Raw genomic sequence first — 13,912 nt, forward strand, 5'->3', positions numbered from 1 at the left:
GATCGCCAAGCCGCAAGCGGTCATCTCGTCTCGGATAGTCACCGGATACGTCCCAGGCGGAAGCGCGCCCGGGCGTGAACGCCAAGACCCAAGCGCTCTACGATGCTCACCAGGTTAGGACTATAGCCTGCACGACGACTGCACAGCGCCTTCACCCGCCGTCGCCACGCTGTTCATTCGCAAGTCCTGGCTATCAAATCGACAGGTCATGTCCATCCATTCGTACGATTTTAGTGACGAATCGGGTATTTCCGCCGGGTATTGCCCCGCACAACGCCTCCATACAATGGCCTCAGAACAATAAAAGGCGCCCAGCGCGTGAGGACCGAACCATGTATCGAGACCACATCGTCAAACCCCGCGCGACAGACAGTCTTCCCTTCATGGCGACGATGGCCATCGCGGTCTTTCTCCTGGCCTGCCTCTATGGCGTTGGAGAGGGCGGTCTGGCCCGCCTCATGGGGCCGATCGTACTCGACCTCGAAGCGCCGATGCTGCGCAACGTTGCGGTAGCCGGCACCCTGACACTCACCCTCATGCTGAATCTCTTCATCCTCGGCCGGTTTCCGCTGCGGGCTCAGGTCATCACCGTATGGTGCGAACTTCTGCTGCTCTTCCTGCTGTTCTTCGACACCTTCGATCTGTCCTACAGCTTCATTCTCAGCAAAGTCGGCTTCATGATCACCCAGGGGGTGTTCACCACCGTCTACGTCTCGGCGCTTTCCATCGCCATCGCCTTCGTGCTGGCCTTGCTCGGCGCCACCGCCCGTCTTTCGGCCAATGGCTTTGCCGTCGCCATCGCGAGTTTCTACACCTCATTCTTTCGCGGCGTACCGCTGCTGATCCAGATCTACCTGATCTACCTGGGCATTCCTCAACTGGGCTATGTCGTGGGCGCGGTGCCGGCGGGAGTGCTGGCGCTGTCGCTGTGCTACGGCGCCTACATGACCGAGATCTTTCGTGCCGGGATCAGCAGCATCCCGCGTGGGCAATGGGAGGCTTGCCGGGCAATCGGCCTTACCCCCTTCCAGGCCATGACCCGCGTGATCCTGCCGCAGTCGATGCGACTCATCATTCCGCCGACCGGCAACCAGTTCATCTCGATGCTCAAGGACAGCTCTCTGGTGTCGGTGATCGGGGTCTGGGAGCTGATGTTCCTGGCGCGTACCCAGGGACGAGCGGAGTTCCGCCATCTGGAGATGCTGATCACGGCCGCGGTGCTCTATTGGGTGCTGTCGATCCTGCTCGAAACCGTGCAGGCCCGCCTGGAAAAGCGCTTCGACCGCGCCCACCGCTAACCCGGGAGCATCCCATGCATCAGACCTCTGATTCATCCAGCCTCAACGCAGCCGTCTCGGTACGCGATCTGCAGAAATGGTACGGCGACTTCCAGGTACTCAAGGGGATCGACCTGCACATCGCCAGCGGCGAGATCGTCGTGATCTGCGGCCCCTCGGGCTCGGGCAAGTCGACGCTGATCCGCTGCCTGAACCTGCTGGAAGACTTCCAGCAGGGCGAGGTGCGGATCGCCGGCCAGGTACTGAGCCGCGACGCGGCCAGCGTGGCCAGTATCCGCCGGCAGGTCGGCATGGTGTTCCAGCAGTTCAACCTCTTCCCGCACCTGACGGTGCTGGAGAACCTGATGCTGGGCCCACGGCTGGTCGGCAAGCTCGACCAGGCCGAGGCAAGAAGACTTGCCCTGCAGTACCTGGCGCGGGTGCGGATCGCCAACCAGGCGGACAAGTATCCCGGCCAGCTCTCCGGCGGCCAGCAGCAGCGGGTCGCCATCGCTCGGGCGCTGTGCATGAAGCCCCGCATCATGCTCTTCGACGAGCCGACCTCGGCGCTCGACCCGGAGATGGTCAAGGAGGTCCTGGATGTGATGGGCGAACTGGCTCAGGACGGGATCACCATGCTCTGCGTGACCCACGAGATGGGTTTCGCTCGCAAGGTGGCCGACCGGATCATCTTCATGGACCAGGGCCAGATCATCGAAGAGGCCCGTCCGGACGAATTCTTCGATAACCCACGCCAGCCGAGGGCGCGCGAGTTTCTCTCGCAGATACTCAGTCACTGACCGCAGCCGTTACACCTCTCACGACAACAACAAACGTGTATCCGGAGACATCACCATGATCCCAGCCGCTCGCCTTCTCACCGCCATCGCCACTGTTGCAGCCCTGGGCGCCGCCCTGCCCTCCGCCTGGGCCGGCGCGACCCTGGATCGCATTCACCAGACCAAGGTCATGAAGGTGGCCACCGCAGCCAATTGGCCGCCGCAGTCCTTTCTCGGCGAGGACAATCAACTGCGTGGCTTCGACATCGACGTGGCGACCGAGATTGGACGAAGACTCGGGACCAAGGTGACCTTCGTGACCCCCGAGTACGGCATCATCACCGCCGGGCGCTGGGCCAATCGCTGGGATCTCTCGGTCGGCTCCATGACACCGACGACCGCCCGGGCGCGGGTGCTCGACTTCCCTGCCGTCTACTACTACACGCCCTATGTGTTCGCGGTGCACAAGGACGCGGCCACGACGACGCTCTACGCGCTGAATGGCAAGAAGATCGGCGTCGAAGCCGGTACCACTTCAGAGGATTACATCAACAGGCGCCTGAAGATCGATGCCGTCGATGTGCCCGCGTTCACTTATGAGGTAGAGCCTGGCGAAGTCCTGACCTATGGCGACAGCATGGGTCCGCTCGATGATCTGCGCATGGGCAATGGTACCCGGCTGGACGCCACCCTATCGGCACTGCCGACCGTTCTGGGCGCTATCAAGGCGGGCTACCCGATCGCCGCCGTAGCGGGCAAGCCGGCCTACTACGAACCCCTCGCCATCGCGGTCGACAAGGGTGACGAGGCCTTCAACGCCGAGCTGGCCAAGGCCGTCACCGACATGAAAGCCGACGGTACGCTCAAGCAACTCTCGCAGAAGTGGTACGGCACTGACCTCACCCTGATCCAGTAACCACCGTTGCGGAAACCCGTGCCTGTCATGCGGCGGGCACGAGGCCCGCTGCTGCCTGAAAAAGGACATCCACCGATGGCTGTTTACAGCAACAACTACTACACCGGAACGATGCGTGCGACCACGCAGCGGGCTCCACTGCGAGGCGATGTAGCCGCGGACGTCTGCGTCATCGGCGGCGGTCTGGCCGGCCTGAGCACGGCCCAGGAGCTGCAGGCTCGCGGCCGTTCGGTCGTCTTGCTGGAAGCGAATCGGGTGGCCTGGGGAGCGTCCGGTCGCAATGGCGGATTCGTGCTACAGGGCTGGTCGGAAGGCCTGGCCGCGATCGAGCGGCGCTGCGGCCGTCAGACGGCGGCCGCCTTGTTCAGGCTCTCGCTGGAAGGCGTCGACATCGTCCGAGACACCATCGCCCGCCACCAGCTGCCCGGGTGTGCGCCTACACCTGGCAAGCTCAGCGTGGTGCGCTACGAGGATGGGGTCAATCTGCAACGGACCCGCGATCGCATGGCGCGAGACTTCGGTTTTGAACTGGAGTATCTGGACACCCAGCAGATCCGTGAGCGTCTGAAGACCGATCGCTATTTTCAGGCGCTGCGCGACACCCATGGCTTTCACTTCCACCCCTTGAACTATTGCCTGGGCCTGGCGGAACTGTTCGAGGCCGGCGGCGGCGTGATCCACGAGCACACGGCAATGCGCGAGGTGATGAGCCAGGCGGATCGCCACAGGGTCACGACCGACCAGGGTTCGGTGACCTGCCGCGACGTGGTCTACTGCTGCGGAGGCTACGGCGGCGCCGAGTTCGGACAACTCCGCCGCGCCTTCCTGCCGATTGCCACCTACGTGGTGCTGACCGAGCCACTGGGCGAGCGGCTCGCGAGCGCCGTGACCACCACGGATGCGGTCGGCGACAACCGACGCGCCTCGGACTACTACCGCATCGTCGAAGGCGATCGTCTGCTCTGGGGCGGCCATATCACCACCCGCAACCTGCAGGACGAGCAGCGGCTGGGGCAATTGCTCACCCGCGACATTCTCGCTGTCTATCCCCAACTGCAGGGCCTGAAGATCGCCAAAGCCTGGTCCGGACTGATGGGTTATGCGCGGCACAAGATGCCGCATATCGGTCGCCTGGCGGAAGGACTGTGGACCTGTACTTCATTTGGAGGCCATGGTATGAACACCGCACCGATCGGGGGCCGCGTGATAGCGGAAGCCATCTGTGGCGAGACGGATCGTTATCGGCTGTTCGCCGCCTACGGCCTCGAATGGAATGGCGGTCCCGTCGGACCGGCAGCCGCACAAACCGTCTATGCCTATCTCAAGCTGATGGACAGATTCCAGGAAGCCCGCGCGCACGGACACCGCTGAGCCGAGGAAAGGTCATGGATGCACATAACAGCGGGACGCTGTTTCAACTGACGGAAAAGGATCGGCAGCTGCTGGCTCTGCTGCAGGCCAACGCCCGCGAACCCACGGCTGCCCTGGCACGCAAGCTTGGCGTCTCGCGCTCCGCCGTACAGGAGCGGATCACCCGCCTGGAACGAGCCGGCGTGATCACCGGCTACAGCGTCCGCATCGATCAGGACCGACTGCAGCAGGTGATCAACTGCTTCACCATGACCTCCTGTACCAACAAGAGCTACACCGATGTCATGACGCACCTGCGCAACATGGACGCGGTACAGGCGGTGTACGCCGTGTCGGGTGAATCCGATTTCATCATCCACCTCGCCACTCACACGCTTGGCGAGCTGAATGCGGAGCTCACCCGCATCAACATGATCAAGGGTGTCGCCCACACGGCCTCGCACATCGTGATGGAAACGAAGTTCAGCCGGAAACTGACGATCTGAGTGGGGCGTTATCGCGCCCAGACGTCGTCTCGATAGCCACTAGCTTGCCAGTAGCTCCTGTATTGCTTGGCTGCAGTGTGGCAACCGACGGCAGTCCTCGGCTCGGCTCCCCGACAGCCGTCCACCCATGCTCTCGGCGACCTCCCACCTCTTGGCCGGATGAAGGTTGTGCTCGCCGGACGGACTCTTCACTTGGCTGGCGAGGGTCGCTAGCCAGGCGACTATCGCCGCAGTCTGTCCACGGATCGGGCTCCCGTCCCCTGTATCGGCTACAGTTCGGTCAGCTTCTCGCCTATCGTTAACGCTTTGCGCCGAAAGATCCGCGCGTGACCAACCGCGCGCAGCGCACAACGAACCAGGAGTCACGCATGGAGCAGAACGACCAAGAGCAGAACTACCTCACCTCGCTGGAGATGCTGGAAGGGCTCTACGGCGAGGTCGCGGCACCCTCGATCCTCAAGGAGGTCGATCACATCCACCCCGTCTACCAGCCCTTCATCGAGGCGGCGTCCTTCGTGGTCCTGGCTTCCGCGGGGCCCCAGGGACTGGATGCCTCGCCGCGTGGCGATGCGGCGGGTTTCGTCCAGGTCGAGGACGCCAGGACGCTCTACCTGCCGGACCGCCGGGGCAACAACCGCCTGGATACGCTGCGCAACGTCCTCCAGGATCCCCGGGTAGCGCTGCTGTTCCTGATTCCCGGCATCGGCGAGACGCTGCGGATCAATGGCACCGCCCGGATAGCCATAGATCCGGCGCTGCTGGCGCGCTTCGAGGTCAAGGGTCAGCGCCCGCGGACGGTCCTGGAGATCAACGTCACCAGCGTCTACTTTCAGTGCAGCCGCGCGGTTGTCCGGGCCGGCCTGTGGGATGCCGCCAAGCACCTGCCGCGCAGTGCCCTGCCTTCTCCCGGCACGATCTTCAAGCAGCTCTGCCCGACGCAGGTGGACGGCGAGGCCTACGACCAGGCCCTGCCCCAGCGGATCGCCAATACGCTCTACTAGGCTGACTCACCCTGCTTCCAGACCAGCAAGGACCTGCCATGACCTTCACGGATATCCTCGTTCCCACCTACACGAATCTGCTCGGCGCCCTGTCGGCCTGGCTTGGCAAGGCCGAGGCCCAGCGGCCGGACGGCGCGGCCGAGACGCTGCTGGTCGCCCGCCTGGCGCCCGACATGTTCCCGCTCGCCACCCAGATCCGCTTCGCCTGCGTCCAGGCCCAGGAAGGCCTGTTGCGGCTGCACGAGCAGGCCTTTCCGCCCGAACTGACGGACCTGCTCAACGAAGGCCGCGACGCCGCCGAACAGCCGGGTACGCTGGCCCAGGCACAGACCCGCATCCGCGAAACCCTGGATCGGGTGCAGGCGATCGCGGGCGAAGGCTCTCCGCTCAAGGAGGGTGCGCCTGTCGCCCACGAACTGCCTCAAGGTCTGGTATTCGACTTCACGGCCGAGCAGTACGTCCGCGACTGGGCGCTGCCGCAGTTCTACTTCCACGTGATGACCGCCTACGCCATCCTCCGCGCGCAGGGCGTGGACCTGGGCAAGGCCGACTATGTCGCCCATCTACTGCCCCTCCTGAGACCCGGCGTGTCGTCCTAGCCGCCAGGCGGCCAGCGCCGGAAGCCGCGTCTCCGGGATCCGAGACAGGCCGCTGGAGCCCTGGTCGTCAGCCTTGGAGATCAGCTGACCGCCAGGTGTGGCATGAGCTTCAGGGCCGCGTACTGCAGCAGCATGATGGTCTTGCCGTCGCGAATGGTCCCGGCATCGATCATCGCCAGCGCTTCTTCCAGGTCGACCTCGAGCACGGCGATGTCCTCGCCTTCCGCGACATTGCCGCCCCCGGCCGACTTGCGATCGCCCGGGGCGTATTCGCCGACGAAGAAGTGCAGCCGCTCGGTCACCGAGCCGGGACTCATGAAGGCATCGAACACCTGCCGCACCTCCCGCACCTGAAAGCCCGTCTCCTCCTCGACCTCGGCACGGATGCGCACCTCGGGCTCGGCCGCGTCCAGCAGGCCGGCGGGCGCCTCGATCAGCAGGTCGTCGTGCCCGTTCACGAAGGCCGGATAGCGCAGCTGGCGGGTCAGCACCACGGTGCGCCGCCGGGGATCGTAGAGCAGGATGGTTGCGCCATTGCCGCGGTCGTAGGTCTCCCGTGATTGCCGCTGCCAGGTGCCGTCACTGCGCAGGAAGGCGAAGGTGGTTTTCTTCAGGACGAACCAGTCGTCAGACAATACCTCGACCTCTTCGACACGAATACGCGGGGCGATGCTCATGGGCGATCCTCTGGGTAGGCGGGCGGTGTTTACCGCCCCGGGGCTTCGCGCTAGAATTCGTGCAGTTTCGTGCAACGTCAAGAATTTTCGTGCAGGAGTCGCTGATGCTGACCCGTGAACGCAAGGCGCTTATCCAGCAGGTACTGCGTGAGGAAGGACGGCTGGTCGCCAAGACCTTCAGCCAGCAACTGGGCGTCTCGGAAGACACCATTCGCCGCGATCTACGTGAGTTGGCGGCTGAAGGTGTGCTGCAACGCGTGCATGGCGGCGCCTTGCCGGCTTCGGCTGCCGTCGCGGACTACGCCAGGCGCGAAGAGGCGTCCACGGCCAGCAAGGTAGCGCTCGGCCAGGCGGGCACCCGACTGATCCAGCCGGGACAGATCGTCTTTATCGATGGCGGTACGACCAACGTCCAACTCGTCCGCCACCTGCCCAGGGAGCTTGAGATCACCGTGGTGACCCATAGCCCGAACATCGCGGTGGAGCTGGTCGAGCATCCGCTGATCGAGGTCGAGCTCATTGGTGGCCGCCTGTTCAAGCATTCCATCGTGACGCTGGGCGCGGCCTGTGCGGAGGCTATCGCCCGGGTGCGGGTCGACAGCTACTTCATGGGCGTGACCGGGCTGCATCCCGAGACGGGCGCCACCACCGGCAATGCCGAGGAAGCCGCGCTCAAGCGCATCATCAGCCGCCAGGCGGCGGAGACCTTCGTCCTGGCGACGCGGGAAAAGCTCGGCACGGCCTCGCCCTACGGCATCATCCCGCTGGCCGATGTCAGCACCCTGGTAACGGATGCGGCGCCTGGCGATGAGGTGCTCGGGGAGCTCAGCGCGATGGTGTCCGTGATCCATGCCTAGCTGCCGCCTTCCGGTCGCGCGCTGTCATCCCGCCACGGCCTGTCGCCGATAATCCTTGGGCGTGCAGGAGAATCTCTTGCGAAAGGCGCGGCTGAAATGGGCCGAATCGGTGAAGCCCCAGCGATAGGCGATTTCGGTAATGGAGGCGCCTTGGAGGACGGGGCTGCTGAGATCGGCGGCGCTGCGCTCCAGCCGGGCGCGCATGATGGACTGGCAGATGCTGTCGCCCTCCTCGAAGGCCCGGTAGAGATTGCGCACCGAGACACCCAACTCCTGGGCCAACCAGTTGGGTGACAGCAGCGGCTGCCCCAGCGAGGCGTCGATCAGGGCCAGGGCGTTGCGCTTGAGGCCGCTCAGGACCTGCTGGTCGCCACTCTCCAGCGGCAGATCACGCCGTTGATCGAGCGCTGGAATCAGCAGTGCGTGCAGGGCTTCGCTCAGGGCAGCGCCCTCTTCCGGGGTAGCGGCTTGCGCGTCGAGGTGGGTGACCTGGCTGACCAGGGAGCGCAGCAGCAGGGTGGTCAGACCCGCGGTCGGCAGCTTGCCGAAGCGCGGATCACCGCCGGCCAGCCGCCGTCCGAGCGCCTGACGATCCAGGTGGAAGGAGGTGTGGCGAATCAGTCCGCAGGGCAGGATGTCGCAATCGAATTCCGGGCACATCAGCGCCATGTCGCCGGGACGCAATTCCATCGCCTCGCCCTGGTGGCGCAGCACCGAGTGCCCGGCCTCCTGGACGATGAGAAAGCAGGTGCGGTCATCCACCTGATCCGCCGCCGGCCGCTCGCAGGCGATGCGCCCGGCATTGGTGCTGATGGTGGTGTATTCGAAGCCGCCGATGTCGTGGTGCAGGATCTCGCCGATGAACAATGAATGCTCGGGCGCCAGCCAGGACTGGAAGCGACCGCATACCGACTGCAGGGCCTGGGTCCAGTTGGCGAAATCCTGCATCAGGGCCTGCTGGGTCATCTCGCTCTCCTCCGTTCAACGTACGCTCGGGTTGCCTGAGATTGGGCGTTACTCCCGGTAACCTGGCTGTTCAGCACGCAATAAGCACACCGGCGCACTAGCCGTTTTCGGCATTAACGCGGGGCCACTTCCGGGGCGATCCAGGCCTGCAGGCGCGCAAGAACCTGCAGCGCTGCCTGGGCCTGATCCGGCAGCAGTCGCAGATAGCGGCGATAGGCAGGAAAGCGGCTGACCACCTCGCTGGCCGCGAAGGGCTCCAGCACCAGGCACCACCGCCCACCCCGGCGTTCAAGCTCCAGATGCCGGAAATCCAGTACCTGCAGCGCCTCGATCAGCGCCGGATCCCGCACCAGATCGGCGCACCATTGCTCCAGTGCAGGGTCTCGCCCTTCGAGGATGCGGAAGGCCAGCCCCGTCCGCCGCCACCAGCCGCTATGCCGCAAACGGATACGCACTGGCGCGACGATGCGGGTTGGCCGCTGCCACTGGAAGCGACAGGTCACCAGGTGCATGAGAAACAGCGCCTGGGGTCGCTCCCTGATCTCGAAGGTCCAGTCTTGGCCCTCCTGGCCCACCTGCAGGTGGTCGACGGCCAGTTCCGTTACCTGTAGACCGGGCAGATCCCGCACCAGGCGAGTCAGCGTCGCACCGGGGCGATAGCCCGCCGGCTGCTTCCAGAGCTGCCACATCTCAGACCGCGCCACGCAGCACGGGCTCGATGGCGGGCAACTGCAGGCCGACCTCGCGGTTGAACTCCTTTTCCAGCGCGTCCTCCACCGGCACCGGGCGGAACGGGTGGACGCGCTGGACCGCCAGCGTCCAGAACAGCGCGAAGGCCGCCGTCAGGGCGAGCATGGCACCGAAAGGGCGATAGATATCCGCGGCGTTCATGCCTGGCGGAGTGATGAACCACATGCCCAGCAGCAGGCCGGCACTGGCGATGATCTGCGGCAGCGGGAACAGCGGTGAGCGATAGGCGCGCGGCAGGTCGGGCCGGCGCAGGCGCAGCAGCACCACCGAGAGATTGACCAGCAGGTAGGCGGTACTCCAGGCACAGACCGCGGCGAGGATCAGCGGCACGATCCGGTCGGCATTGCCGCCCAGCCACCAGGCGTGCAGGCAGGGGATGGCGGCGACCACGGCGATGCACACCACCGGGGTCTTGAAGCGTGGATGCAGGTAGCTGAAGACACGCGGCAAGGCGCCATCCACCGCCATGCCGTAGAGGATGCGCGGCACCCCCGCCATCAGGGTGTTGATGGTGGCCGCCCCGGCGAACAGCAGGCCGACGCCCAGCCAGACCCGGCCGAAGGGGCCCATCACCTGTTCGGCGAATTGCGGAATGGCCATGGGCGTATCCAGCAGGTGGACATTGGCCGCGGCATCGATCAGGACGTTTTCCACCTGCCGGCGCATCGCGGCGCCATAGATGAACATGCAGCCCGCCACGCCCAGCAACCCGAGCACCATGGCGCGCGGCAGGGTCCGCGAGGCATTGCGCACCTCGGGCGCCAGGGGCGTGACGAATTCGCAGCCGACGAACATGAACATCGCCATGCCGATCAAGGACAGCAGCGTGGTCAGGTCATCGCCTACCAGGGACGCGCCGAAGGGACCGTCCAGGGCCACCGCGGGCGCCTTGAGCAGGCCGGCGATGCCGAAGATCATCAGGGTGGTCCACATGCCGAAGGTCAGGATGACCTCGGCCTTGCCGAACACCGTCACGCCCAGCACGTTGAGCACGGCGAAGCCCAGCACCAGGCCAATGCCGACCAGCCAGGCCTGGCCACCCGGTTCGGTCAGGACATTCAGGGATTCGAAATTGACCAGGGCCATGGTGCCACTGAGGATGGTTTCCGCCGTGCCGGCGAAGACATGCACGATCAGGTAGGCGGACAGCGTGCCGGTGATGGCGAAGAAGCGACCCAGGCCGCAGGCCAGGTAGTCGTAGACCGAGCCGTTGGTGGGCAACAGGCAGGCGGCCTCGGCGAAGGTGGTGGATTGCGCCAGCATCATGACCAGGGCGATACCCATGGCCAGGGCGAACAATCCGCCGCCCAGGCCGAAGCCGGTGGTGGCCGTGAGGATCACCGGGCTGGCCATGATCAGGCCGACGGCGCTGGCGAGAGCGGTCGGAAAGCCGACCACCCCCTGCTGCAGATGCTGGGACAAACGTTGGTGCAAGGTCATGTCAGAAGCCCTCTGGTTGTTATTGCTCTAGGCAGGGCGAAATCCGGAAAGCCGGACGGGTGCTATGGATTGTCGGGGGCGTCTTCGTGGGGGACGCCGCGAATCCCAGCTTAAAGAAGGCCTCGGCCGGCGACCTTGCCCCGGCGTGCCAGCGCAATTGCCTCTCGCTGCCAAGGGCGGCGGACCGGGCGGGCGCCGTGGACGACCGTGCCGGGATTCGCGCGAGAGCGACGCCGGCAGCCAGGATCAAAAGTCCTGGCAGGCAAAGACAATAGCTTCGGTCGGAGTTGTTGCCTTAATAGCTCCATGAGCTGATGCCCCCGGGCATCCCCCTTCCAGTCTGGCAGTACGGCACGCGCAGATGATCACTCTCGAAACCCCGACCTACTACACGGCCACCAAGAAATATGACTTGAGCTTTCCCTCCCTGGCGGACGATATCGAAGCCGACGTCGTCGTCATCGGTGGTGGCTTTTCCGGGATCAACACCGCGCTGGAGCTGGCCGAAAAGGGCATCACCAACATCGTGGTGCTGGAAGCTCGGCATCTCGGCTTCGGCGGTACCGGTCGCAACGGCGGCCAGATCATGGCCGGCATCGGTCACGATCTGGAGAAGATCAAGAAGGACGTGGGCGAAGACGGCCTGCGGCAGATCTTCGAGATCAGCGACCTCGGCGCCGACATCATCAAGGCGCGCATCGCCCGCTACGACATCGACGCCGACTTCTGCCATGGCTACGGCTACATGGGCTTCAACGCCAGGCAGGAGAAGACCCTGCGCACCTGGGAAAAGGAGTTCAGGTCCACCGGCACCCCTCACGAGATCCGCTTCCTGGCCGGCCGCGAGGTCCGCGAGATCATCGGCTCGGACGCCTACAGCTGCGCCCTGCTGCATCGCGGCGGTGGTCATGTGCACTCGCTGAACCTGCTGCTGGGCGAAGCCAAGGCGGCCGCCAGTCTTGGAGTGCGCATCTTCGAATTCAGCCCGGTGCTGGACGTCAGCTATGGCGAGCGCATCAAGGTGCGTACCGGACGCGGCACGGTGACCGCCAGCAAGCTGCTCTGGGCCTGCGACAGCTTTCTCAACAAGCTGGAACCCGAGCTGCATCGCACCACCATCAACACCTACGCCTTCCAGATCGTCACCGAACCGCTGTCGGATGAACTCATCCAGCGCATCAGCCCGATTCGCGGGGCCTACAGCGATATCCGCCCGGTGATCGACTACTACCGGGTAACCAACGAGAACCGCCTGCTGTTCGGCTCGGCCACGTCCCTGGTAGAGCACATTCCCAAGGACCTCAAGGCCTGGAATCGCAAGCTGATGCTGAAGATTTTCCCCTACCTCGCCGAGGTGAAGATCGACCTGGCCTGGGGTGGGCCCATGGCGGTGAGTCCCAATCTGTTTCCGCAGATCGGCACCCTGCCCGGTCGGCCCAATGCCTTTTTCGTCCAGGGCTATTCGGGCTTCGGCGTCACCCCCAGCCACATCATCTGCAAGGTGCTGGCCGAGGGCATGAGCGAAGGCTCGGCGCGCTATGACCTGATCAGCTCCATCCGGCGCATCGAGGTCGCCGGCAAGGATGTCTTCGGGCCGCTGCTGCTCACCGGTGGCAAGACCTGGCACCAGGTATCCGGCTACTGGAACGGTCGCCGCTAATTCTTTTTCCCAACAGGAGTCCACCATGTCGCTGCATCCCATCACCCGCCACATCACCCTCGACCAGCTCGACCCCTGGGGCACCGTGGCCGACCTCGGTTCGGAGATTCTTGCCGGCGACGGCAAGGCCTACGGCAAGATGACCGCTGGCGCGCCGACCGACCCGGTCAGCGCCGCCTACTTCGGCGTCAGCAAGAGCACCTTACGCATGACCTATCCCTTCAACGAACAGGCCACGGTCGTCACCGGCGAGGTGCTGCTGACGGACGAATCCACCGGCGAGACCAACCGCTTCGGCGTCGGCGACAGCTGGTATGTGGCAAAAGGCACTCCGGTGCGCTGGGAGATCCTCAGCGACAGCTTCGTCAAGCACTACCACGCCGTGGCCTGACCATGGGTGACGCCCTGGCCCGGCAATGCCTGCAGGCCTGTGCCAGGGCCGGTGGCGCCTCCCTGGCGGCGCTCTATCGCATCGACGACCAGGCACGCCCAGCGGATTTCCATCTGCTGGGCCTCGCCACGCCGATGCACCAGAGCTATCTGGAGCGCTATCAGGGCAGCGATCCGCTGCATCCCCGTCGTTGCCAGAACCTCGCCATGGACCTCGTGCCCTTGCGGCTCGGCCAAGCGGCCCAGGCGGCGGGCAGCCGCGAACACTATGCCGGCTTTCTCGCCCGCCACGGCATCTGCGATGTGGTGGAGATCTTCGCCCGCCAGGCCGGGCAGCCGGTGCTGGGGCTGTCCCTGCTGCGCCGGGAGGCCGAAGGCAGCTTCAGTGCCGGGGAGCTCGAACGACTGCAGGGCCTGCAGGCGATGCTCGAGCTGGCGCTGCCCCGCCTGGCGACGGGCTCCCAACCGATGGCGCTGACCGCCCTCACCCACCGCGAGCGCGAACTCGCCGAGTTGTTGCGTGCCGGACACGGCAACAAGCGCCTGGCGCAACTGCTGGGTATCGGCCTGCCCACGGTAAAGACCCATCTCATCAATCTCTACCGCAAGGTGGGCGTGGGCAATCGCACCGAACTGGTCACCGCCCTCTTTCTCTGAATGGCACCCACCTCAACCATCCGGTTGATGGGCAAGCCGCCAGGTACCGCTGAACATGACGACTCCCTTCCTGCACCGGAGTCGCAT

The 13,912-nt window shown here is 64.9% G+C and carries 15 protein-coding genes; 11 read left to right on the plus strand and 4 right to left on the minus strand.

All coding sequences use genetic code 11. The annotated features are described in order from the left end of the window. The first annotated feature begins 332 nt into the window (after nucleotides 1-332). The 7 genes from EC839_RS04985 to EC839_RS05015 all read left to right on the plus strand — a co-directional run bounded on the left by EC839_RS04985 (nucleotide 333) and on the right by EC839_RS05015 (nucleotide 6,428). A complete protein-coding gene (locus tag EC839_RS04985) occupies nucleotides 333-1,298 on the plus strand; it encodes an amino acid ABC transporter permease (protein ID WP_132832340.1) in 966 nt (321 codons plus the stop codon). Nucleotides 1,299-1,312: 14 nt separating this feature from the next. Next, on the plus strand, nucleotides 1,313-2,077 hold the full coding sequence (locus EC839_RS04990; protein WP_132832341.1) for an amino acid ABC transporter ATP-binding protein: 765 nt from the start codon (nucleotides 1,313-1,315) through the stop codon (nucleotides 2,075-2,077). 55 nt (nucleotides 2,078-2,132) lie between these two features. Continuing rightward, nucleotides 2,133-2,972 (plus strand): transporter substrate-binding domain-containing protein, encoded by an 840-nt coding sequence (locus EC839_RS04995; RefSeq protein WP_132832342.1) that lies wholly within the window; start codon nucleotides 2,133-2,135, stop codon nucleotides 2,970-2,972. A gap of 75 nt (nucleotides 2,973-3,047) precedes the next feature. Then, nucleotides 3,048-4,343, plus strand: coding sequence for an FAD-binding oxidoreductase (locus EC839_RS05000; protein ID WP_132832343.1), 1,296 nt, complete (start codon nucleotides 3,048-3,050; stop codon nucleotides 4,341-4,343). A gap of 14 nt (nucleotides 4,344-4,357) precedes the next feature. Further along, nucleotides 4,358-4,828, plus strand: coding sequence for an Lrp/AsnC family transcriptional regulator (locus tag EC839_RS05005; RefSeq protein ID WP_132832344.1), 471 nt, complete (start codon nucleotides 4,358-4,360; stop codon nucleotides 4,826-4,828). Between the two features lie 368 nt (nucleotides 4,829-5,196). Beyond that, complete coding sequence (locus EC839_RS05010; protein ID WP_132832345.1) at nucleotides 5,197-5,829, plus strand: pyridoxamine 5'-phosphate oxidase family protein; 633 nt, start codon at nucleotides 5,197-5,199, stop codon at nucleotides 5,827-5,829. A gap of 38 nt (nucleotides 5,830-5,867) precedes the next feature. Next, complete coding sequence (locus EC839_RS05015) at nucleotides 5,868-6,428, plus strand: DUF1993 family protein (protein ID WP_132832346.1); 561 nt, start codon at nucleotides 5,868-5,870, stop codon at nucleotides 6,426-6,428. Nucleotides 6,429-6,508: 80 nt separating this feature from the next. Here the strand turns inward: EC839_RS05015 and EC839_RS05020 are convergent, their stop codons facing one another. Continuing rightward, a complete protein-coding gene (locus EC839_RS05020; RefSeq protein ID WP_132832347.1) occupies nucleotides 6,509-7,105 on the minus strand; it encodes an NUDIX domain-containing protein in 597 nt (198 codons plus the stop codon). Between the two features lie 104 nt (nucleotides 7,106-7,209). Between EC839_RS05020 and EC839_RS05025 the strand changes: the two genes are divergently transcribed. Continuing rightward, on the plus strand, nucleotides 7,210-7,962 hold the full coding sequence (locus EC839_RS05025) for a DeoR/GlpR family DNA-binding transcription regulator (RefSeq protein ID WP_132832348.1): 753 nt from the start codon (nucleotides 7,210-7,212) through the stop codon (nucleotides 7,960-7,962). A gap of 24 nt (nucleotides 7,963-7,986) precedes the next feature. On the opposite strand, the gene feaR is transcribed toward EC839_RS05025, so the two are convergent. The 3 genes from feaR to EC839_RS05040 all read right to left on the minus strand — a co-directional run bounded on the left by feaR (nucleotide 7,987) and on the right by EC839_RS05040 (nucleotide 11,118). Continuing rightward, complete coding sequence (gene feaR, locus EC839_RS05030; protein WP_132832349.1) at nucleotides 7,987-8,928, minus strand: transcriptional regulator FeaR; 942 nt, start codon at nucleotides 8,926-8,928, stop codon at nucleotides 7,987-7,989. Between the two features lie 113 nt (nucleotides 8,929-9,041). Next, nucleotides 9,042-9,617: a DUF3156 family protein gene (locus EC839_RS05035; protein WP_132832350.1), complete on the minus strand. Its 576-nt coding sequence runs from the start codon at nucleotides 9,615-9,617 to the stop codon at nucleotides 9,042-9,044. A 1-nt stretch (nucleotide 9,618) separates the two neighbouring features. After that, nucleotides 9,619-11,118, minus strand: a complete 1,500-nt coding sequence (locus EC839_RS05040) for an APC family permease (RefSeq protein WP_132832351.1) — start codon at nucleotides 11,116-11,118, stop codon at nucleotides 9,619-9,621. 361 nt (nucleotides 11,119-11,479) lie between these two features. On the opposite strand from EC839_RS05040, the gene EC839_RS05045 reads away from it, so the two are divergent. Genes EC839_RS05045 through EC839_RS05055 form a run of 3 tightly spaced genes read left to right on the plus strand, consistent with a single transcriptional unit; the run spans nucleotide 11,480 to nucleotide 13,825 of the window. Beyond that, complete coding sequence (locus tag EC839_RS05045) at nucleotides 11,480-12,778, plus strand: FAD-binding oxidoreductase (RefSeq protein WP_132832352.1); 1,299 nt, start codon at nucleotides 11,480-11,482, stop codon at nucleotides 12,776-12,778. A gap of 25 nt (nucleotides 12,779-12,803) precedes the next feature. Next, nucleotides 12,804-13,169 carry a cupin domain-containing protein gene (locus tag EC839_RS05050; RefSeq protein ID WP_132832353.1) on the plus strand — a complete coding sequence of 122 codons (366 nt, stop codon included), beginning with the start codon at nucleotides 12,804-12,806 and terminating at the stop codon, nucleotides 13,167-13,169. A gap of 2 nt (nucleotides 13,170-13,171) precedes the next feature. Then, nucleotides 13,172-13,825: a helix-turn-helix transcriptional regulator gene (locus tag EC839_RS05055; protein WP_132832354.1), complete on the plus strand. Its 654-nt coding sequence runs from the start codon at nucleotides 13,172-13,174 to the stop codon at nucleotides 13,823-13,825. Nucleotides 13,826-13,912 lie beyond the last annotated feature (87 nt).

Origin of the sequence: Pseudomonas sp. JUb52, from assembly GCF_004341115.1 — a bacterium.
Classification (GTDB): Bacteria; Pseudomonadota; Gammaproteobacteria; order Pseudomonadales; family Pseudomonadaceae; genus Chryseomonas; species Chryseomonas oryzihabitans.